The sequence below is a fragment of the Zhongshania aquimaris genome, from assembly GCF_019312595.1.
Lineage (GTDB): Bacteria > Pseudomonadota > Gammaproteobacteria > Pseudomonadales > Spongiibacteraceae > Spongiibacter > Spongiibacter aquimaris.
The window spans coordinates 1712599-1732947 of sequence record NZ_JAHWDQ010000001.1; the positions used below are offsets into that span (position 1 = coordinate 1712599).

Genomic DNA, 20349 nt, shown 5'->3' on the forward strand with positions numbered 1-20349 from the left:
TTATTTTACTGTTCTAAAAACATGGAGAATTCGTGGATTTATACTATACCTGTATAGATAACAGTAATTGGCGATAAGTGTCATGGCAGACAAGAAGAGGCTTAAGCGGCCGAAGTCAGGGAAGCTAGACGCCGATGATTTATACGCGATTATAAATACATCGAAGGATCTCCATTGGATTCTTGACGAAGATGGGCTCGTCAGATTTGTCAATTCAACCTCCGCGATGGGGTTCGAATCCGACGAAGTTATCAATATGTCCTTCTTTGCATACCTACACCCAGATGATGTTGATTCTGCACATAATTATATTGCGGAGCTTCGAGTCGGCCATAAGCCATTTCTCGACTGCAACTGGCGAATGCGCTCAAAAAATGAGGGCTGGGTTGCTATGGAAGTCTGGGGAGCGGCGCTGCCTAAAACAAGTAATATGATGGGGTCAGTGTTACATATGACCGATGTTTCACTTCGTTCTAACATCGCTGAAAATTCAAATTTAACGAAACAAGCTCGAAATCTTCTAGAGATAGCAAACTTTCTTCCTGATGTGTTTTGGATTACAGAGTTAAAAACCAATACTGTTCAATATATTAGCCCCGGCTACGAGCGGGTGTGGGGCAAGTCCTGCGCAAGCGTTTATGAGGACGCGGATTCTTTTTTGTATTCAATTCATCGCGACGATATATCGCGGGTGATCCAAGCCCGAAACAATCGACTCCAGCACGAAAGCTATGAAGTGGAATTTCGAATTATTCGTCCCGACGGTGAAGTTAGGCATATTTGGGCTCATGGTCATACGCAAGTAAATTGCGCCACAAATGAGACTGATCGGTTTATTGGGATCGCAACAGACATTACCGAAAGAAAGCAAAATGAATTAAATTTGCGCCTTTTTAGAAAACAAATAGACGGCGCTAACGATATTATGATTTTGCTAAATGCGGCGACGTTAGAAGTAATTAACATAAACGACCGAGGCTTAAGCACCCTCGGCTATACCGTAGAAGAGATATTGAACACGCCGCTTAATCGTATAACCGCCTCCAACCGCGACGCCTTGCTTTTAAAATTAAACAATCGTGACATGGGAGCGCCCTCGATCAGGTACGAAGACGAGCTTATTTGTCGCGACGGATCAACGTTCCCCGTCGAGATTAACGTAAATATAGTGTCGACTGATTTAGAATATCTATATGCGTCAATACGTGACATTTCCGATAAAAAGCGTCTTGCGGATAGCATGCGCTCAACTGTCTACGCTCTGGCAAGTGCGCTGGAATCAAGGGATTCGTATACGTCTGGACATCAGCAACGAGTATGCCTACTTGCTGTAGCAATAGCTGAGCTATTGGGTTTATCACCCGAGGTCATTCAAGGCCTGGAATTGGCAGCAACGGTTCATGACATCGGGAAAATAGCCGTTCCGTCTCAAATACTTTCAAAACCAGGTCGATTACTGCCACCGGAGTTCGAGTTAATCAAACTGCACGCGCAGACCGGTTACGAGATCCTAAGTAAAGTCGATTTCCCTTGGCCCATCGCCAAGATAGTTCAGCAACATCATGAACGATGTGATGGGTCGGGTTATCCATTAGGCCTTTGCAAAGACGAGATATTGATTGAGGCCAGGATTATTGCCGTCGCAGATGTGATTGAGGCAATGACCTCTCACCGCCCATATCGACCGGCTCTCGGCATCAATGCCGCTTTAGATGAAATTAAACGAGGCCGCGGAAAAATTTACGATGAAACTGTGGTAGACACCGCACTATCACTGCACTCCCTTAATAAGTTAATACCTTTGATAACCTGCTAGCTCAAAGAAAATTGTAGACACGCAATTTAATTAACAGCGGTTCACACCGCAAAGCCCACAAAGTTTTCGAACACACGCGCCAAGCAGTCTTGGCCAGTCAAGTCGCAGAGCGCCAGCCTACTATCTCAAACATGCAGCAAAATACTTCTCGACTTAAATGCGTTTAAGGAAAGCGTAAATACGCTTTCCATTTCTGCTAGCGAACTTGAGAGATCCTCCACTTTCGAGTGATACCTTATCGGAGCACCAATGAATCGCAAGTCGACAAGCAAGAACATATCCACTAATTACAGCGCCCCCGTGAAATACTTACCTCCAAAAAAATAGCCCTCACAAGGAGAGCCATTTTTTCAACACATTGGATAAGCTGCAACGCCTACACCAAACTCCAGCTAACTCAAAAACAATTGATACGCCGGATTGTCGCTTTCTTCATGATAGGGATAGGCCAGCTTATCTAAGAACGATTCTATTTCTGAACGCTCTTTCTTGTCCGCCTGCAAACCCACCAACACTCGACCATAAGCCGCGCCGTGGTTGCGGTAGTGGAATAGTGAAATATTCCAGCGATTGCCTAGCTTGGTCAAAAAATTCATTAAGGCGCCGGGGCGCTCAGGAAATTCAAATCGGTATAGCAGTTCATTGTTTACCGCTGCTGGCCGGTGTCCACCGACCATATGGCGAATATGCAGTTTCGCCATTTCGTTTTCGGTAAAGTCGGCCACGGGGTATTCCATTTTCTGTAGCGTTTCGACTAATTCCTGCCGATCACCGCCACCAGCTGCCACCGAGATGCCCACAAAGATTTGCGCATCGCGGTCATCCCCAAAGCGGTAGTTAAACTCGGTGATATTGCGTTTACCCAAGGCACCACAGAACTTTTTAAAGCTGCCGGGACGCTCAGGAATAGTGACGCTTAAAATTGCTTCGCGCTGCTCGCCAATTTCAGTGCGCTCGGCGATATAACGCAGGCGATCAAAATTGGTGTTGGCGCCGCTGTCTATGGCCAGTAATGTTTGGTCGCTGCAGTCATTTTGCTCCGCGTATTTTTTCAAGCCCGCCAAAGCCAATGCACCAGCTGGCTCTGCAATCGAGCGGGTATCGTCAAAAATATCTTTAATCGCCGCGCAGATTTCATCGGTGCTTGCTGTTATTACGCCATCAATGGTTTTACGCAAAACACGGAAAGTCTCTTTACCAATTTGCGCAACGGCAACGCCGTCAGCAAACAAGCCGACTTCTGGCAGAATAGCGCGCCGGCCTTTTTCCATTGCTAATTTAAGGCAGGCTGCGTCTTCTGGCTCTACCGCAATTACTTTGACTTCGGGGCGAACATATTTGATATAGGCCGCCACGCCCGCCGCTAAACCACCGCCGCCAACCGGCACAAACACCGCGTCGAGTGGGCCGGTAACTTGGCGGAGGATTTCCATGCCCACGGTGCCCTGACCCGCAATCACTTCTGGATCGTCGTAGGGATGAACGTAGACCATGCCTTTTTCTTCTACTAACTTCTTAGCGAAGCTTGATGCCTCATCGTAGGTGTCGCCATGCAACACAACTTTGCCACCGCGCGCACGCACCGCATCGACTTTAATTTGCGGGGTGGTTCTTGGCATAACAATAGTGGCTTTTACGCCGAGCTTTAGTGCAGAAAGCGCAAGACCCTGAGCATGGTTACCGGCTGAGGCGGCGACCACGCCTTTGCTGCGCTCCTCCTCAGTCAGGCTCATCATTTTGTTGTAGGCGCCGCGCAGCTTAAATGAAAAGACCGGCTGCAAATCCTCACGCTTTAACAAAATCTCATTGCCCAAGCGTTTGCTCAGCAGGGGCATATGATCAACCGGCGATTCGATAGCAACATCGTAAACGCGGGCTTTGAGGATTTTTTTGATGTAACTCTGTGGCATAACTCTGTGCGGCCTCCATTGCTACGCTAACAACAGCGCAAAAATTCAAGCTGGCAAGTCTACCGCGTCTACAGCCAAAGCGCAGCAAGACCGCTAAAACTAGGCCATATCGGCTAGGATAACCAGCTCTTCAGGGCACTCTCCCTGCTCAAAATCGGTTTTGTGCACCCTCGCCCTCATTTAAGACCAGCAAAGCCAAATCCCCACTGTTCGCGAGCCGCTTAAATTCGCCAAACAACACATCGCAGCTTTTATAATGTGAGCTCATATCTCGCTCCCAAGCCATACAAACCAACTATCCAGGGTGGCACAGCGCCCAAGACAATAATCACTGGCAATTGCACCTCGCAATTGGACTCTACGAATTTTATACTGGCTCGCAAATCCCGCCCACAGCGTGCAACAGCAAAGGCCGACAATGACACAAGATGAGCTAAAACTTGCGGTAGCCCAAGCCGCAATCGACCACATCAAGCCCGCCATCCTCGACGGCGAAATTATTGGTATTGGCACCGGTTCCACCGCCAACTTCTTTATCGACCTTTTAGCCGAATTTAAAGACGACATAAAAGGGACAGTCGCCAGCTCGGAAGCCTCTGCCCAGCGTTTACGGAAGCACGGTATCGACGTGCTCGAGCTGAATTCCACCGGCACTATCGCGGTCTACGTTGACGGCGCTGACGAGGCCAATGATCGCCTGGAGTTAATTAAAGGCGGCGGCGCTGCCCTCACCCGTGAAAAAATTGTCGCGGCAGCCAGCAAGGAATTTGTGTGTATTGCCGACGGCAGCAAATTGGTTGATCAACTCGGCGCGTTTCCGCTACCCGTAGAAGTCATCCCCATGGCCCGCAGTTACGTGGCGCGGGAACTGGTTAAACTCGGCGGCAATCCGGTTTACCGAGAGGGCGTAGTCACCGACAACGGCAACATTATTCTCGACGTCTACGACTTTATGATCAGCACGCCGCGCAAAACCGAAGAGGCGATTAACAATATAACCGGCGTGGTCACCAATGGGCTGTTTGCCTGTCGGCCAGCAGATGTATTGTTATTAGGAACGGCGGAAGGGGTGAAAACGCTGAAGGCCTGATGGCTAAATGCTTGACGGGAGACGGGAGAGGCAAAACCAGTAGACTCAGCGTTTTCCGTCTCCCGTCACGCGTCTCCCGCTATAGCACTACCGTTTCAATTCGCAAAAAATCCCCTAGCTCAGCGACTAGCTGGTCTCCCGAACTCAAGGGACCAACGCCCGCCGGTGTTCCCGTTAAGACCACATCACCGGGCACTAAGGTGAAGCTGTGACTTATTTCGCTCAGCAAGTTTTCGACGCTGAATAACATATCACCGCAGCTACCTTGCTGCTGCACGCCGCCGTTGCGCGTTAAGCGCAACGTGAGGGAGGCGAAGTCCAAGTTTTGATCGAAAGCCACAAATTCAGATAAAGGACTGGCACCGTCAAAGGCCTTTGCGCGCTCCCACGGATGGCCTTTTCTCTTTAGCTCGTCTTGCAGTTCGCGCAGGGTTAAATCCAAGGCGAGGCCAATGCCGGCAATGGCGGCCCGACACTGATCTGGCGCCGCCTTAGTCAAAGGTTGACCAATCAACAGCGCCATTTCCAATTCATGATGGCAGGCACCAAGGCCTTCCGGCAGCGCCACGGGCTCGGCCATGGCCACCATCGCAGTCGCCGGTTTAATAAATAGTAGCGGCGAGTTAGGCACGGGATTGCCCAACTCCTTGGCGTGTTCGGCGTAATTCCTACCCACGCAGACCACCTTGCCCGGCATATGCGAGTATTCACTGCCTGCCTTTATACGATGACGATACATTGCTGGACTCCGTCTTACTAAACCGAGGTCTTTTAATCGAAAATTTTGCCGGGGTTCATAAGCCCCTTAGGATCAAAAACCTGCTTCACCTGACGCATTAAGGCAATTTCGGCTTCTGAACGGGAATACGGCAAATACGCTTTTTTCAGCAAACCGACGCCGTGCTCAGCCGATACGCTGCCGCCATACTTGGCGACAATCTCAAACACGCCGGTGCTGACTTTGCCGCATTTTTCAAAAAACTCATCCTTATCCATATCGTCGGGCTTAAGGATATTCAAATGCAAATTACCGTCACCAATATGGCCGAACCAAATAATTTCAAAATCGGGGTATTGGGCGTCCACCAAAGTTTCAACGGCTTCTAAGAAATCAGGCACCCGCGAAATGATGGTGGAAATATCATTTTTATAAGGCGTCCATTTAGAAATGGTTTCCGAGATATCTTCCCGCAGGCGCCACAGGTTTTTAAGCTGCTCCAAACTTTGACTCATTACCCCGTCTGTCACCCAACCCTCTTCAACACAGGCCTCGAACAGTGCCATCGCCTGCGCCTCAACTTCGTCATTCAGACACTCAAACTCTAACAGCGCATAATAGGGGCAAGTCGATTCAAAGGGGCGCGGCACATTGCTGTGGGCAACCACCTTTTGTAGTGCTTGTTCAGAGAAAAATTCAAAGGCGGTCAGATCCATCTCGGCCTGAAAGCGATTAAACAAATTCATAATACCGCTAAAATCTTCTACCCCAAGAACAAAGGCCGTGAGATTTTTGGGTGCGCGGGTGAGCTGCATGGTTGCTTCAACAATCATGCCCAAGGTGCCCTCGGCGCCAATAAATAGCTGACGTAAATCGTAGCCCGCATTATTTTTGAGTAGACCGCGATTCAACTCCAGCATATCGCCATTGCCCGTCACCACTTTTAAACCGGCCACCCAATCGCGGGTCATGCCGTAGCGAATTACTTTTATACCACCCGCATTGGTGGCGATATTCCCCCCAATTTGCGAGGAACCCGCCGAGGCAAAATCGACGGGGTAAAATAAGCCACGCTCCTCTGCGAAATCTTGCAGCTGCTCGGTAATGACTCCCGCCTGACATACCACTGTGCGGTCGATGGGGTCAAAATCGCTGATATGACTCATATAGTCAAAAGACACCACAACCTCACCGTTGGCCGCGACCGCGCCACCACTTAAGCCAGTGCGGCCGCCGGAAGGCACGATGGCAAATTCTAAATTATTGGCCAGCTTAACCACTGCCTGAACCTCGGCTGCGGTGCGCGGAAATACCACCGCCAGGGGCGCCGGAGTGTGGGCTTTTGTCCAATCTCGACCATGGCTAAACAGAATTTCTGCGTCGCTGCGTACTTTGTCGCTGCCGACGATGGCCTGTAGCTCACTAATAATAGTTTCGGAAGACGGAATGGGGCTCGCCGACATGGTAAAAATGCCTCTCTGAATCGCGCTTAGAAAAGGCAGATATGATACCATACTGCGCTTTCACTGTACCTCAGAGTGGGGCGAGCAATCTCATGGCAAAAACATCCCTCGACAAAGCCAAAATCAAATTTCTGTTATTGGAAGGGCTTCACCAGTCCTCTGTCGATGCGCTTCACGCGGCTGGCTATACCAATATTGATTACTATCAGAAGGCCCTGCCCGACGAAGAGCTAAAGCAAAAAATTGCCGACGCCCATTTTGTTGGTATTCGCTCGCGCACCCAGCTCACACCAGAGGTCTTGGACGAAGCCAAAAAGCTCATCGCCATCGGCTGCTTCTGCATCGGTACCAACCAGGTTAATTTGCAAGCCGCTACCGAGCGCGGCATTGCGGTATTTAATGCGCCCTTCTCAAACACCCGTTCAGTAGCTGAACTGGTTATTGCCGAAGCCATACTATTAATGCGCGGCTTAGCCGAGAAAAACGCCGCAGCGCACCGCGGTGAATGGATGAAAACCGCCGTTGGCTCCTATGAGATTCGCGGCAAACGCCTTGGCATTATCGGCTACGGCTCTATCGGCATGCAGTTGTCTGTCATTGCTGAAAGCTTGGGCATGGAAGTGTGCTTCACCGACGTGGTCAATAAGCTGCCACTCGGCAATGCCAGCCAAGTTAGCCTCGGCGAGCTGCTGGCGACTGCCGACGTTGTCAGCCTGCACGTGCCCGAAACGGCCTCTACCCAAATGATGATCGGCGCCAATGAATTAGCCCAAATGAAAACCGGCGCTATTTTAATTAATGCGGCGCGCGGCACTGTGGTAGATATCGACGCACTGGTCAACGTGTTGCGCGACAACAAACTGGCCGGCGCGGCGATCGACGTCTTCCCAGAAGAGCCCCGCAGCAATAACGATGAGTTCATTTCACCGCTACGCGAATTCGACAATGTGTTTTTAACACCCCACGTTGGCGGCTCAACGGTAGAAGCCCAGCTTAACATCGGCATGGAAGTCGCCGACAAGCTGGTGAAATACTCAGACAACGGCACCACCACCTCGTCTGTCAACTTCCCGGAAGTGGCACTGCCTGCGCATCCCGGTAAGCACCGTATTCTGCACATTCACCACAATGTGCCCGGCATACTCAGCTCCATTAACCAAATTTTTTCCGACAACAACATCAATATTTGCAGCCAATACCTGCAAACCAGTGAGAAAGTCGGCTATGTGGTGATGGATATCGACGAAGGCTCAAGCGAGTTCGCTGTCGAAAAACTACTAGACGTAAAAGGCACTATTCGCTGCCGCGTACTGTTCTAAATTCATCAAGGAAGCACTGTCGACTATGGCTGATATACTCTCACCCGAACTAGCCGCACTCATAGACAAGCGCGCACTAGTCGGCATCAGCTATTTCGACATCAACGGCGATGCCCTTCAGCAAAGAATGCTGGCGGGCACCGTTGTTAGAGTCACTGCAAAAGACGGCATCACCCTGCGCCAACACAATGAGGAAGAATTTACCCTGCCCTCCTCAATGGCGCCGTGGTTTCACGCCCCTGCTGGCAACTACAAAACCGACAGCAACGAAGCGATAAGCAATCCCGATTATTTAGTTACCTGGGATGTGCACCGCTGCCAGGACATGGACAAACCCGAAGGCGAACACCAGTGGTGGGAATGGGTGGCGAATACAACGCCACCGTCGGTGGGTTAAGCTACGGAAGACGCTTGACGGGAGATGGGAGATGGGAGATGGGAGATGGGAGATGCTTAAAGGCATTCGCTTCGCTTATTAGAAAACCCGCTTTTGCGTTTACCGTCCCCCGTCAAGCATTCAGCCTCTACAAGTAATCATCACAGGCTTGCCACAGCTGCTCACGGAATCGCTCTCCCTCTTTTGCGAGATGATGTCTCGCGCCCGGTACGTGCACGATCTTCGCATTGGGGAACTTAACCTGGATGCGCGGCAGGTTGTAACGCCACTCGACGGTTTCGTCTTGATCGCCCTGCAAAATCATCAACGAGCTGGACACCGGTTTTTGTCGATGGAACCATGTCTGCCATTTTTTAAGTGCGCCCACCCAGCTCAGCGGTAAAAACCGAGCTTGCAGTGGGTCGCGCTCTCGCAAAAATTCTAAGAATAATTGATCGTCGGAATTGTCGGCAAATTTGCGCGGCAGACTATGTATAAAATATTTTAATAGGCTATGCGCAGGTTTTCCCCACCACCAATCGCAGGGTTTTAACAAGGGAGCCAACAGCACCACACGTTCAAAGTCCGCGTCGCCACCACTGAGCAAATGTGACATAAGTACCGCGCAGCCTGTGCTTTGCGCTAAACCAACACGCCGTGCCGGCAAACCAAAATCTACAACTACTTTAAAGGCATCGCTCAGCACTTGCCGGTAGCGCATAAAATCGTCGATGGCTGCGCGCTCACCGGTCGACAAACCATGACCAGGTAAATCGTAAGCTACAACGGAATAACCATGCTTTAGGAAATAATTAATAACGTTATCAAACAAGCCAACGTGGTCATAGTAACCATGATAAACAAACGCTGTGCTATGGGCGTTAGGTAACTTAAATATCTGCATGGCAATACGTTCACCTGCGCTGTCAAATGCGCCAAAAAGATGAACGAGCCCGGGGTAGCTATCTTCAAAATTTATATTGTAATAGCGGCTATAGTCGGGCGCCCAAGAAACGTCGGCGATATAACTGGTAGCCGAAATATCTGGTATAGATGGCAGGGCGAGCGGATCAAAATTCGGCGACCAATTAATCAATAGAAACTACTCCGAAAAATTTATTATTTCCTTTGTACAATCCGCGATCACCATTGCAAATTCAGCGATGACTCTCGGCCATTTAAAGGATGGCTATGCGAGGCCAGCGACTTGCGCACCCATTGCCGCTTTGACTAGTTCGCGACTCTGCTCATCAGGCAAACACATAACAGATTGACCATCCGAAGCCAAATGAGCGAGACTGACTTCAACAATATCCTCGGCCGTCCACCAGAGCTCTTCGGGCACCTTGCTGGAATCAAGATCGGCTAGCGCATCTCGATCACCAAAGTCAGTGCGCGTGTAGCTAGGACACAAACACTGCACGCGAATACCATCGCCCTTCACCTCTTGCTGTAACGCTTGGGAGAACATATTCAAAAACGTTTTTGTCGCAGCGTATACCGCCGAATTTTTCACCGGAAAGAAGCTTCCCATTGATGACACGTTAATAACGACGCCGCGCCCATTTTCTTTCATGTATGGCAGGGCCGCGCGACATAGTGCCAAGGTCGCATTGCAGTGCAAATTAACCATGGCCATTTCGATATCTAAATCAGACTCTGCAAATTTTCCATAGCTCGCAAAACCAGCATTGTTAATTAATATCGTTACGGGGCCTTTCTGGCGAATAGCCTCCATGACCCGAGTTACGCCTTCGGTCGTGGTCAAGTCCAAGGCGAAGCTGGTAATACTAAGATCTGGCTGCTCTAGCTCGGCAACCACCGCCGCCAATTTATCTACATCTCTGCCGACCAAAATTAAACCCTTACAGCGCGACGCCAATTGCAAAGCAAATGCCCGCCCAATACCCGCCGAGGCACCTGTAATTAATGCGATTTCTGTTCGCGAATGCGCGCTCATTCCCTGTCCTTTTTTCATTATCATTAAATCAGTGCGCCATAGTACCCCAGCTCTGAATCACTGCAAAACCGCAACACGCCCTTGTTGCAAGGTATTACTAAACACAGATGGCATTTGTCGCTAAGCGCCCCCTGCGCTAAGCTCGATATATTACTTTGAAGCCAAGCAGAGAAATCTATGTCCAATGTCGCGCCGCACAAACTTTCATCGGTCTTTGCTACTGACCTGCCTATTGTGCAAGCACCCATGGCGGGCATACAAGGTAGCAGACTCGCCATTGCGGTATCGAACTCGGGTGGCTTAGGCTCGCTGCCCTGCGCGATGCTCAGCGAGGAGAAAATAGAAGCTGAACTCACTCTAATCAAGAGTCAAACTAACAAACCCTTCAACCTCAATTTTTTTTGCCACACACCTCCGCAGGCTAACCCAACAGCCGAAGCGACATGGCGGCAATTACTCAGCCCCTACTATGATGAATTTGGCTTAGCGGTAAAAGACATAAAAGACGGGCCGGCGCGAAACCCCTTCACCAGCGCGACCGCCGATTTAGTAGAAAAATTTGCCCCACCGGTCATCAGCTTTCATTTTGGATTACCCGACGCCAAACTGGTTGACCGCATTAAATCCTGGGGCAGCAAAATACTCGCCAGCGCGACCACCGTCGACGAAGCCCTGTGGCTGGAAGCGCATGGCGCCGATGCCATTATTGCCCAGGGACTTGAAGCGGGTGGGCATAGAGGCATGTTTTTATCTGACAATATTGACGAACAAATATCGCTGAAAGACTTGCTGAGCGCCATCACTCCCCTGCTACACATCCCTGTCGTGGCGGCAGGGGGCATCGGCTGCGCGGCGGACATTGCAGCGGCTATGTCGCTCGGCGCCTCCGGCGTGCAAATCGGCACTGCTTTTTTACTGTGCCCAGAGGCGGATACCAGCTCCGTTCACCGCCACGCACTGCGCAATCAACATAGCGCCGAAACCGCCTTAACCAATGTTTTTTCTGGGCGTCCCGCCCGCAGTATTATCAACCGTATAATCGATGAAATAGGCCCAATCAATCCACTCGCGCCGACATTCCCCTTAGCCGGCACCGCAATCGGCCCGCTGCGCAGTCACGCAGAGTCACTGGCGAGCGGCGATTTTTCTCCTCTCTGGGCGGGCACGAACAATAAACACTGCCGAGACATTCCCGCCGCACAGCTGTTAGCGGAGCTGGCAACTGGTCTAGCTCAACGCAATTAAATAACGAGTCAGCCTGCAAACAGAATGGGAAACCGCAAATGAAAAAGCTCATGATTTATTTTAGCGCCGGCAGCATTGGCGCGCTGGCGAATAGCCTCTTGCTGTGGTGGGTAGGCTACTACGGCTTCACCTCTCGCTTTGGTATTGCGATTGCGCCACATCTCAGCCCCGAATGGCTCTACCCGCGTATAGTGTGGGGCGGCTTATGGGGACTGCTATTTATATTGCCTATGCTGCAATCTCGACTGTGGCTCAAAGGCCTGATCATCAGCCTTGCCCCAACTGCCGTGCAGCTTTTGCTGATTTTCCCCCAAGCAGGCAAAGGCATCGGCGGTACAGAACTGGGCATGCTCACGCCGATTCTCGTGCTACTCGTTAACGGTCTTTGGGGAGTCACCGCAGCACTTAGTATTCGATTTTGTCGCTAAACACCTTGTGATTCGCTTTTGCTTGGCTAAGCTAATTGAATATCAAAATCGACTTCGCACTTAACGATCGTAAACTACCCACTTAAACATGAAAAAGGACTAAGCAATGCTTGAAGAATTTAAGAAATTTGCCATGCGCGGCAATGTAGTAGATATGGCTGTGGGCATCATCATTGGCGCTGCATTCACAACTATTGTCAAAAGCCTGGTAGCCGACATCATTATGCCGCCGATTGGGATTTTGATGGGCGGGGTCGATTTTGCTGAGCTATTTATAACCATAAAGGAGGGTAGCGAAGTCGCCGCGCCCTACGCCACCCTCGCCGCAGCCAAAGCCGCTGGCGCAGTCACGATTAACTACGGGATTTTCGTCAACGCAGTCATCAGTTTTATTATCGTCGCGTTTGCCGTATTTATGCTGGTAAGAGCCATGAACAATATGAAAAGCAAGGAAGAGGAAGCCGCGCCAGCAGAGCCAAGCACCAAGGAGTGTCCACATTGCATAAGCGCCATTGCCATTAAAGCGACGCGCTGTCCAAACTGCACCTCTGAACTGGGCTAGAATTTTGATCGCCGTCGTCAGCGTTTAGCCCGCTGATGACTCCCATTATTTTGATGCGCTTAATTTTTTCCAGCCATCTTGACCGAGCAGGGCAATCAGGCGCTTTTTATTCACATTCAATACTTCTTTTTTTGCAACCGCAATCAAAGCGTCGCGCGCATCCGGTTTAACGCCAGCCAAAACATAGAGGTGACGCTGAGGACTCACCGTCTTCTCCAAGATTGTCACCCCTTTGAATTTTGCCACCCGCGACAAATCATCCGCCGCCGGCAGTATAAGCTCTGCTTCTTGAGGCAGTTGCGCGGCAATTTCCAGCGTCGCGTACGCGAGTAAATTAGCCACTACCGCAATCATCGCATCTTTGCCGGCAAGTCGATTTTGCAGGGAAATCGACGGCAGACGACTCTTGTCGCCATGGGCAAGAAAATCTGCCCCCTCATAGTTATCCAGACTGCACACCCACTCCGGTGCATCACGCCGATCACTGTCAGGGTATGCGCATTCAGCGTGAGCCGAGACGGCAAAAAGACCAAACACCACCGCACTCAGCGGCAATAGGTGTCGCATGTAACTACTCCTATAGCGATTATCTTGTCGCAGCCTACTAGGAATTCGCTAATTCAGCCACCACCAGCTGCCACGCACCGGCGACAATGACCATAGAATGATGAGCCCTGCCATTCCATAAAGACGAGTTCTTCACTACTGCGTCTCGCTGCGAAAAGGCTGGGTTACGTCGTGGCGGCCTGAATGGTTTTCTCAGCAAGAAGGGGGCCAACCATGAACAAATAAGCTCCGCCGCCAACATAGAAAAAGCCGCAGTATAAAGCGACGTTTTCACTACGTAGCCGCGGCCCATCCGCTAATGATCAAAACACAGCCATTTCCAGCGAAGGTTCTTAACGATGTTTTTGCAAAGCAGCGTTTAACCAGCGCCTTTAAATCAAGCAGCTGTATTATGCAGTCTGAGTGTATTCAGTCATGGGTGTCATACCTTCGGAAACTGCCTTCTTAACTCTTCAAATGCGGTCCCCGGCCCCTCTGCCAATCTTTTTTCAATTAAATCACAGACAGCATCAGGCTCATGCTGCACGGTATCAATGTCTAAATCGCTACATGTGTTTTTGTAAACTGCCTCATAGAACCAGGGCCGCAGATGATCTAATCGCGCCCTAGATTTAAGCACCTGCTCAGAGGTACTGACACCGCTAAAGCGAGCGCCAATTTCGCGGCTGGCTACACGCTCCATCAATACCTCAAAAGGAGGTTTCAGGGTAACGAACAACACCGGCAACCCTTGCAAGCGCCAGATACAATCCTGCAATATCGGAGGATCCGTCGTCAAAATATGATCGATAATAATATTGCAATTTTGCCGTGACGCGGCGGCAACCCACTCGTGAAAAGCGGCAAATCCCTGCTTACCCCACTCACCAAATCCCCAGCGCAAATTTCCTTCAGGATCATTTTCATCGACCGGGTAGGCGTAAAAACCCTCGTTACTTCGCTCGCCATGATGGCCAAATTTTTTCGGGAAAGCTGAGCCTAAAAAGAAGTCAATACCGTATAAAAGCCAAAAGTCGTCGGAGCGTTTAACAAACTCTTCACACGTGGTCGTTTTACCCGAACCCGATGTCCCATTGACAATAATAATTTGACCGGCCATTTATTCAGCCCTCTTTCGTTGGGTAGGTATTACTATTTTTGCTCAGTAACAATTAAGACTGGCCACCAAGTTTGATAACACCACGAGCAATGCGCCGAAACCGCAGACTGGCGCAAAACTCTTGGTTATCTCCCCAGTGAGTAACACCATCCATATCCCACTCCGCCAGCGACCAAACCACCGTGCGATCAGTGTAGCCGGTAAACTTAAGACCTTCGTCAATGCGCCCTGTCGCGTACATTACCCGACCTAACTGATCCTCTGCTTCAAAACTGACAAGCCTGGGCCCATATTGACCATACTCCTCAACGCGACGCACACCCGACATCAAACTGGACATTTCACCATCGCGCCACAAAAAGCCGCCAATAATACTCTGTTCAGCCCCCTCTCCCTTAGCAATCGCATGGAAAGCACTGTTCTCTGAAATGCCCCAAAAGTAGCCCCCAGTAGAAGTCTTAACATAAACCCGTGGGCCATAGGAGGTATCTCGCATAGAAAAGCAGTCAATGGAAAATTCTTTGCCATCGCGGCATAAAGTTCCCGTCAGTTTTCCAGGCTGCTCCATATGAAATTTCTGAGCCCATTGCTGTCCGGGGTCATTGCTCTTTAAAACATGCATCGGTGCAATTGCTCGCCAATCCAGGTCCAGCTTAAAGTCTTCATTGTCATACGTAATTGAATAATGCTTTAGAGGCTCTAGCACTTTTACCGCCAGAGAGTTATTCGCTGTCATATTAAATTTTTCAGCCCCCTCGGGCACAGCCTGTAAATGACTCCAATTGTAATAAAGACAATCCCATACATTAGTACCTGAGGCATCCCACAGCACGGGACCACCGTTCAACATATTCATATTCGGGCGGAAGTAATATTGTATTAAGCCGTGCTGTCGCAGTTCGGGAATACTGAAGGAAAACCAAACGCTCTCATTCCAGTAGGGGTGGTCACTGGTTTCACTGCAAAAACGATCAGCCTGAGGTAATTCATTCATACCTATCCCCTACCGTAAATATTATAGATATCGACTATTCTTTCTGGAATTATAAACACGAGACAGCTAACTTTCTCGACAGTTTGTGCCTGAAAATTAACATTCGTTACTGGCGCCGCAGCACGCCATTTCACTTTAGAGCTTTCGCTATCCTCAATGACAAATATCAATAAAGGGAACGCTTTATCCGAGCCCCGCCGCCGGCCGCAAACGCGTATTCAGGTAATGAGAATTTGTTTACCACTGACCAAACCCTTGCCGGCCAGGGCCACAAGACCGAAATTTGACCGGGTTAGCCAATTCAGCCACGGCATCAGATGATAATTGACGGTGTCTGATCGTGGAAATTTTGGGTTGCGGCGGGGTGGTCAGGCTACTTTTTCAGAGAAAAGATAATTTATAGTTCGTGTACTTAGCTTAAACAGGGGGAACCGCACGTATTCCTCAACCCAGAAGTGCGAGTCATATTTCCCTTCGGTAATACTTGTATATCAACGACATGGGCACCGGTGCCCCCAATATTATGGAAATCAAAAACGGCTGTACGCGAGCTGCGTTGTTGGAAAACACATGTCCTATCGGGAATTGAAAGTGTAGACAATCCGTCATTCTCAACAGCAGAAAGTTAGCTTGATCAATGGCTAGGACCATAAGGCAAGCAAGCATCAACCCCGACCATAACAAAGCTACTTAGTCGCAATTCCAACATTTGTGCACTTAAGCCGACTTCGATGTCAGCAAATTATTCCTCTTTCGGATTATTCACATCCGAAGTAACGCAAAACCATCAGAATGATGAGCCCGACTCTTCCAAAAAGGCGAGCTCTTCATCAGATGACAATCGTCCCAAAATGGCATTGCGGTGTGGATAACGACCAAAGCGAGCAATGATCTGCTGATGCGCAACGGCAAATCGATAATTGCTTTCTAATCCCAAGGCCTCGTAAAGCCGCAGAGATGCATTCTGAATCGCCGGCGATTCACTGTGCATATAAGGCATATACAAAAAAGCCCGCTGCTCCTCGGATAACTCCGCTTCCGCATGATTGCGAATTGCCTCCTGAGCCAACACCAAAGCTTGACCATCGGCGGAGAACGCCTTCGCCGTATCGCGGTATATATTACGCGAGAACTGATCCAGCACAATAATTTCCGCCAAGCGCCCCTGCGGTTTATGGCGCCAAGAATATAATTCGCCAGCGAGCGCGGCCTGATGTATATCGCCAAAACGTCGTGTAATTGTGCTATCGAGTTCCGCGCTACTCGCAAACCATGCCGACGGCGGCAGCTCGGCGAACCAAAATTCTAATATCGACCGGTAGTGCATTTCGAACCACATTTCCCTATTTCTTAAAAACTGCACCCATTATCACCAAAAATCCCGCCGCTAACAGTGCGGAATTACCCTCATCTCTACAGACACTGTTAGAATACGCCCCCAACGACCACCCCAACTCACCGCTCAGGAGAGGCTGATGCCCAAGGCAAAGACTGTCAATTTTGAAACATCACTCAGCGAACTGGAAAAGCTGGTTCAGAGTATGGAATCTGGCGAACTCAGCTTAGAGGATTCGCTAAAAGCATTTGAAAATGGCATGCAATTGAGCCGCGATTGCCAGCAATCACTGGCTGACGCCGAGCAAAAAGTGCAGCTATTAATGGAAAAAGACGGCGAAATCGTCAGTAAAACACTCCATACGGACAATTAATAAATGAGTTGGGAGTTTTCGGACTTTCTCGCTGCTTGCCAGCACCGAGTACAGCAAGCCCTGCCGGCGCGCCTGCAAAATACCGGCAGCGAATTCGCTGATATGGACGCCAGCAAGCACTTAAACACCCTTGGCGAAGCTAGCCTGTACAGCCTAATGAATGGCGGCAAGCGCGTGCGCGCTACCTTGGTTTATGCCACCGCACAAGCGCTAAATAGCGATATAGAAGGGCTGGACGACATCGCATGCGCCATTGAAATGGTTCACGCCTACTCACTGGTTCACGACGATCTGCCGGCCATGGACAACGACGAGCTGCGCCGTGGCAAGCCCACCTGTCACATCGCCTTTGACGAGGCAACGGCTATTTTGGTCGGCGACGCCCTGCAAGCACGGGCTTTTGAATTACTCGCCAACCTGCCGGGAAACAACAAGGCCGACACTAAACTCGCCCTTGTTCGCCAACTCAGCGCCGCTGCCGGTCCACGTGGCATGGTGGGTGGACAGGCGATTGATCTCGCCTCGGTAAATCAGCAATTAGACCTGCGTTCCCTGCAAACCATGCATCAGCTTAAAACCGGCGCCCTCATTAGGGTGGCAATCAGTATGAGCGCAAGCTGGTGCCAAGCCAGCCCAGCGCAAGCCGCTAAGTTAGATGACTACGGCAAGGCAATTGGCCTGTCATTTCAGGTGCAAGACGATATTATCGATATTGAAAGTAATACCGAAACCTTGGGTAAAACCCAAGGTGCCGATCAAGCGCTAAACAAGCCAACCTTCCCCGCGCTGCTCGGCATGCCTGGAGCGAAAGACTTGGCGGCAAAACTGCACCAGCAGGCGCTGGACGCACTTAGCGAGTTCGATGAGCGAGCCACGCCACTGCGCGCCCTCTCGCACTACATTATCGACCGCCAGCACTAAGGTCCAAAGATGTCCAAGAGTGCATATATGCCAATAGAAATCCACCTTATGCCCCACGCGAATAGGTAAAACCGGTCAAATTCGTTTACAATCTCGCCCTTTCACCGGTTCTAGGTTCTACGCTTGATGTTTCAGGAAATCCCCTTCACAAGGCCAGCTACTCCACTGCTGGACACGATCGACTCTCCAGCCGATCTTCGCCGCCTGGATGAACACGATCTCGGCGCGCTGGCCCTGCAACTAAGGGAATACCTGCTCTATACCGTCGGCCAAACGGGAGGCCACTTCGGCGCTGGCTTGGGCGTCGTCGAACTCACCATTGCCCTACACTATATTTACAACACGCCTGATGACCGTTTGGTCTGGGATGTTGGCCACCAATGCTACCCCCATAAAATTTTAACTGGCCGCCGCGAACTCATGGGCGGCATGCGTCAAGCTGGCGGGCTAGCGGGCTTTCCCAAGCGTGAAGAAAGCCCCTACGATACCTTTGGCGTAGGGCACTCCAGCACCAGCATAAGTGCCGCACTAGGCATGGCAATTGCCGCTAGACAACAGAAACTAGACCGCCACACCGTCGCCGTTATTGGCGACGGCGCCATGACCGCTGGCATGGCCTTTGAAGCCATTACCCACGCCAGTCACACCGGCGCCAATATGCTGGTGGTGCTGAACGACAATCAAATGTCGATATCCAAAAATACCGGCGGTCTGAATACTTATTTCTCAAAAATGTGGGCGTCTAAAACCTACAATCAAATTCGCAGTGGCGGCAAGTCCGTTCTCAAGAAGTTCCCGCGTTCGGCAACCGATATTGCCGCTAGACTCGAAGAGTATATGAAGGGCATGGTGTCGCCAGCGACCCTCTTTGAAGAACTGGGCTTTAATTATATCGGCCCGATCGACGGTCACGATCTCAACATTTTGGTGCCAACCCTGCGCAATTTGCGCGAGCTACCCGGCCCACAAATGCTGCACATCATGACCAAAAAGGGCAAAGGATTTACCCCCGCGGAAGAAGACCCGGTGGGCTTTCACGCCATTTCTAAAATTGAGCCCAAGCCTAAAAATGGCCAGATTCCTGTGGCAAAAGCCAAGCTGCCAAAGTATCAGGATATTTTTGGTAGCTGGCTCTGCGATCAAGCAGAATTAAGCCCCGAGCTAGTCGCCATCACCCCAGCTATGTGCGAAGGCTCTGGCATGCTGGAATACTCTGAACGCTTTGCCGAGCGCTTCTACGATGTCGCCATTGCCGAACAGCACGCGCTAACCCTCGCCGCCGGTATGGCCTGCGATGGTCTCAAGCCCGTTGTCGCAATTTACTCCACATTTTTACAGCGCGCCTACGACCAGCTCATTCACGATATTGCGCTGCAAAATTTAGACGTTACCTTTGGCATCGACCGCGCGGGCTTAGTCGGCGAAGACGGCCCCACCCACGCCGGCGCCTTTGATCTGAGCTTTTTGCGCTGCATACCCAATATGGTTGTGATGGCGCCCGCCGACGAAAACGAAACACGGCAAATGCTTCATACCGGCTATGTATACCCCGGCCCAGCGGCCATTCGCTATCCCCGCGGCACTGGCCCCGGTGTAAGCATTGAAACGAATATGACCCCGCTGGAGATTGGCAAAGGCAGACTGGTTCGCGAAGGCACACAAATCGCTATTCTGAGTTTTGGCACCCTGCTGTCATCGGCGCTGAGCGCCGCTGACGACATCGGCGCCACGGTGGCCGATATGCGTTTTGTTAAACCGCTAGACACCGCGCTGATTGATTCGCTGGCTGACAGCCACACCCTGCTGGTCACACTAGAAGAAAACGTGATCGCCGGTGGCGCGGGCAGTGCCGTGTGCGAGTACCTGAACCAGCAAGGACGCTTTATGCCGGTATTGCAACTAGGCCTACCAGATCAATTTATCGACCACGGCAAGCACCCGCAATTGCTGAGTGACATTGGCCTGGATAGCAACGGTATTATCGACAGCATTCGCCGTCGCAGCGCCTCCATTCCAGAGCTAGATGCCAGCCTTAGCGCCACAGCACAGCATTAATCTGAACAGCACCGCCTGCTAAAGTATCCGCGAGCGGCACTAGCGGCCAGATTAAAGCGGAGAGACATAAGCTTCGCTCAATGAATATTTAGCAAATATAAATAGTAGGCGCCATGC

20 protein-coding genes are annotated in these 20349 nt (G+C 50.6%); 10 read left to right on the plus strand and 10 right to left on the minus strand.

What is annotated here, in order from left to right; all coding sequences use genetic code 11:
• Positions 1 to 82: 82 nt before the first annotated feature.
• Positions 83 to 1816 (plus strand): HD domain-containing phosphohydrolase, encoded by a 1734-nt coding sequence (locus tag KXJ70_RS07760; protein WP_219042841.1) that lies wholly within the window; start codon positions 83 to 85, stop codon positions 1814 to 1816.
• 392 nt (positions 1817 to 2208) lie between these two features.
• Here KXJ70_RS07760 and ilvA read toward each other — a convergent pair whose 3' ends face one another.
• Positions 2209 to 3726, minus strand: coding sequence for a threonine ammonia-lyase, biosynthetic (ilvA, locus tag KXJ70_RS07765; protein ID WP_219042842.1), 1518 nt, complete (start codon positions 3724 to 3726; stop codon positions 2209 to 2211).
• A gap of 418 nt (positions 3727 to 4144) precedes the next feature.
• Between ilvA and rpiA the strand changes: the two genes are divergently transcribed.
• Positions 4145 to 4816 carry a ribose-5-phosphate isomerase RpiA gene (gene rpiA, locus KXJ70_RS07770; protein ID WP_219042843.1) on the plus strand — a complete coding sequence of 224 codons (672 nt, stop codon included), beginning with the start codon at positions 4145 to 4147 and terminating at the stop codon, positions 4814 to 4816.
• A 79-nt stretch (positions 4817 to 4895) separates the two neighbouring features.
• Here the strand turns inward: rpiA and KXJ70_RS07775 are convergent, their stop codons facing one another.
• Positions 4896 to 5555 carry a fumarylacetoacetate hydrolase family protein gene (locus tag KXJ70_RS07775; protein ID WP_219042844.1) on the minus strand — a complete coding sequence of 220 codons (660 nt, stop codon included), beginning with the start codon at positions 5553 to 5555 and terminating at the stop codon, positions 4896 to 4898.
• Positions 5556 to 5587: 32 nt separating this feature from the next.
• Positions 5588 to 6997 (minus strand): D-2-hydroxyglutarate dehydrogenase, encoded by a 1410-nt coding sequence (locus KXJ70_RS07780; protein ID WP_219042845.1) that lies wholly within the window; start codon positions 6995 to 6997, stop codon positions 5588 to 5590.
• A gap of 92 nt (positions 6998 to 7089) precedes the next feature.
• Between KXJ70_RS07780 and serA the strand changes: the two genes are divergently transcribed.
• Together serA and KXJ70_RS07790 are read left to right on the plus strand one after the other, a co-directional pair.
• Positions 7090 to 8316 carry a phosphoglycerate dehydrogenase gene (serA, locus tag KXJ70_RS07785; protein WP_219042846.1) on the plus strand — a complete coding sequence of 409 codons (1227 nt, stop codon included), beginning with the start codon at positions 7090 to 7092 and terminating at the stop codon, positions 8314 to 8316.
• Between the two features lie 25 nt (positions 8317 to 8341).
• Positions 8342 to 8713, plus strand: a complete 372-nt coding sequence (locus tag KXJ70_RS07790) for a hypothetical protein (protein WP_219042847.1) — start codon at positions 8342 to 8344, stop codon at positions 8711 to 8713.
• A gap of 127 nt (positions 8714 to 8840) precedes the next feature.
• Here the strand turns inward: KXJ70_RS07790 and KXJ70_RS07795 are convergent, their stop codons facing one another.
• Positions 8841 to 9788: an alpha/beta hydrolase gene (locus KXJ70_RS07795; RefSeq protein WP_219042848.1), complete on the minus strand. Its 948-nt coding sequence runs from the start codon at positions 9786 to 9788 to the stop codon at positions 8841 to 8843.
• 93 nt (positions 9789 to 9881) lie between these two features.
• On the minus strand, positions 9882 to 10652 hold the full coding sequence (locus KXJ70_RS07800; protein ID WP_219042849.1) for an SDR family NAD(P)-dependent oxidoreductase: 771 nt from the start codon (positions 10650 to 10652) through the stop codon (positions 9882 to 9884).
• A 177-nt stretch (positions 10653 to 10829) separates the two neighbouring features.
• On the opposite strand from KXJ70_RS07800, the gene KXJ70_RS07805 reads away from it, so the two are divergent.
• The 3 genes from KXJ70_RS07805 to mscL all read left to right on the plus strand — a co-directional run bounded on the left by KXJ70_RS07805 (position 10830) and on the right by mscL (position 12887).
• Positions 10830 to 11897, plus strand: coding sequence for an NAD(P)H-dependent flavin oxidoreductase (locus KXJ70_RS07805; RefSeq protein WP_219042850.1), 1068 nt, complete (start codon positions 10830 to 10832; stop codon positions 11895 to 11897).
• Between the two features lie 38 nt (positions 11898 to 11935).
• Positions 11936 to 12325, plus strand: coding sequence for a hypothetical protein (locus tag KXJ70_RS07810; protein ID WP_219042851.1), 390 nt, complete (start codon positions 11936 to 11938; stop codon positions 12323 to 12325).
• A 106-nt stretch (positions 12326 to 12431) separates the two neighbouring features.
• Positions 12432 to 12887 carry a large-conductance mechanosensitive channel protein MscL gene (mscL, locus tag KXJ70_RS07815; protein WP_219042852.1) on the plus strand — a complete coding sequence of 152 codons (456 nt, stop codon included), beginning with the start codon at positions 12432 to 12434 and terminating at the stop codon, positions 12885 to 12887.
• Between the two features lie 45 nt (positions 12888 to 12932).
• On the opposite strand, the gene KXJ70_RS07820 is transcribed toward mscL, so the two are convergent.
• The 5 genes from KXJ70_RS07820 to KXJ70_RS07840 form a co-directional block, all read right to left on the minus strand.
• Positions 12933 to 13454, minus strand: a complete 522-nt coding sequence (locus KXJ70_RS07820; RefSeq protein WP_219042853.1) for a hypothetical protein — start codon at positions 13452 to 13454, stop codon at positions 12933 to 12935.
• 37 nt (positions 13455 to 13491) lie between these two features.
• Entirely contained in the window at positions 13492 to 13728 is a 237-nt protein-coding gene (locus tag KXJ70_RS07825; RefSeq protein WP_219042854.1) for a hypothetical protein, read from the minus strand.
• 147 nt (positions 13729 to 13875) lie between these two features.
• Complete coding sequence (locus tag KXJ70_RS07830) at positions 13876 to 14553, minus strand: phosphotransferase-like protein (protein WP_219042855.1); 678 nt, start codon at positions 14551 to 14553, stop codon at positions 13876 to 13878.
• A gap of 52 nt (positions 14554 to 14605) precedes the next feature.
• Positions 14606 to 15547: a DUF7064 domain-containing protein gene (locus KXJ70_RS07835; RefSeq protein WP_219042856.1), complete on the minus strand. Its 942-nt coding sequence runs from the start codon at positions 15545 to 15547 to the stop codon at positions 14606 to 14608.
• 787 nt (positions 15548 to 16334) lie between these two features.
• Positions 16335 to 16886, minus strand: coding sequence for a DUF924 family protein (locus KXJ70_RS07840; RefSeq protein WP_255558218.1), 552 nt, complete (start codon positions 16884 to 16886; stop codon positions 16335 to 16337).
• A gap of 136 nt (positions 16887 to 17022) precedes the next feature.
• Between KXJ70_RS07840 and KXJ70_RS07845 the strand changes: the two genes are divergently transcribed.
• From KXJ70_RS07845 to dxs, 3 genes are all read left to right on the plus strand, one after another.
• Positions 17023 to 17256: an exodeoxyribonuclease VII small subunit gene (locus KXJ70_RS07845; RefSeq protein WP_219042857.1), complete on the plus strand. Its 234-nt coding sequence runs from the start codon at positions 17023 to 17025 to the stop codon at positions 17254 to 17256.
• A gap of 3 nt (positions 17257 to 17259) precedes the next feature.
• A complete protein-coding gene (locus KXJ70_RS07850) occupies positions 17260 to 18177 on the plus strand; it encodes a polyprenyl synthetase family protein (protein ID WP_219042858.1) in 918 nt (305 codons plus the stop codon).
• A gap of 126 nt (positions 18178 to 18303) precedes the next feature.
• Entirely contained in the window at positions 18304 to 20232 is a 1929-nt protein-coding gene (dxs, locus tag KXJ70_RS07855) for a 1-deoxy-D-xylulose-5-phosphate synthase (RefSeq protein ID WP_219042859.1), read from the plus strand.
• Positions 20233 to 20349 lie beyond the last annotated feature (117 nt).

Bases quoted from the DNA above. Each gene is read 5' to 3' on its own strand.
- KXJ70_RS07850 (WP_219042858.1), top strand. From the start codon at position 17,260: ATGAGTTGGGAGTTTTCGGACTTTCTCGCTGCTTGCCAGCACCGAGTA.
- KXJ70_RS07820 (WP_219042853.1), bottom strand. From the start codon at position 13,454: ATGCGACACCTATTGCCGCTGAGTGCGGTGGTGTTTGGTCTTTTTGCC.
- KXJ70_RS07805 (WP_219042850.1), top strand. From the start codon at position 10,830: ATGTCCAATGTCGCGCCGCACAAACTTTCATCGGTCTTTGCTACTGAC.
- mscL (WP_219042852.1), top strand. From the start codon at position 12,432: ATGCTTGAAGAATTTAAGAAATTTGCCATGCGCGGCAATGTAGTAGAT.
- dxs (WP_219042859.1), top strand. From the start codon at position 18,304: ATGTTTCAGGAAATCCCCTTCACAAGGCCAGCTACTCCACTGCTGGAC.
- KXJ70_RS07760 (WP_219042841.1), top strand. From the start codon at position 83: ATGGCAGACAAGAAGAGGCTTAAGCGGCCGAAGTCAGGGAAGCTAGAC.
- ilvA (WP_219042842.1), bottom strand. From the start codon at position 3,726: ATGCCACAGAGTTACATCAAAAAAATCCTCAAAGCCCGCGTTTACGAT.
- KXJ70_RS07835 (WP_219042856.1), bottom strand. From the start codon at position 15,547: ATGAATGAATTACCTCAGGCTGATCGTTTTTGCAGTGAAACCAGTGAC.
- KXJ70_RS07775 (WP_219042844.1), bottom strand. From the start codon at position 5,555: ATGTATCGTCATCGTATAAAGGCAGGCAGTGAATACTCGCATATGCCG.
- KXJ70_RS07810 (WP_219042851.1), top strand. From the start codon at position 11,936: ATGAAAAAGCTCATGATTTATTTTAGCGCCGGCAGCATTGGCGCGCTG.
- rpiA (WP_219042843.1), top strand. From the start codon at position 4,145: ATGACACAAGATGAGCTAAAACTTGCGGTAGCCCAAGCCGCAATCGAC.
- KXJ70_RS07840 (WP_255558218.1), bottom strand. From the start codon at position 16,886: ATGTGGTTCGAAATGCACTACCGGTCGATATTAGAATTTTGGTTCGCC.
- KXJ70_RS07830 (WP_219042855.1), bottom strand. From the start codon at position 14,553: ATGGCCGGTCAAATTATTATTGTCAATGGGACATCGGGTTCGGGTAAA.
- KXJ70_RS07845 (WP_219042857.1), top strand. From the start codon at position 17,023: ATGCCCAAGGCAAAGACTGTCAATTTTGAAACATCACTCAGCGAACTG.
- KXJ70_RS07800 (WP_219042849.1), bottom strand. From the start codon at position 10,652: ATGAGCGCGCATTCGCGAACAGAAATCGCATTAATTACAGGTGCCTCG.
- KXJ70_RS07780 (WP_219042845.1), bottom strand. From the start codon at position 6,997: ATGTCGGCGAGCCCCATTCCGTCTTCCGAAACTATTATTAGTGAGCTA.
- serA (WP_219042846.1), top strand. From the start codon at position 7,090: ATGGCAAAAACATCCCTCGACAAAGCCAAAATCAAATTTCTGTTATTG.
- KXJ70_RS07790 (WP_219042847.1), top strand. From the start codon at position 8,342: ATGGCTGATATACTCTCACCCGAACTAGCCGCACTCATAGACAAGCGC.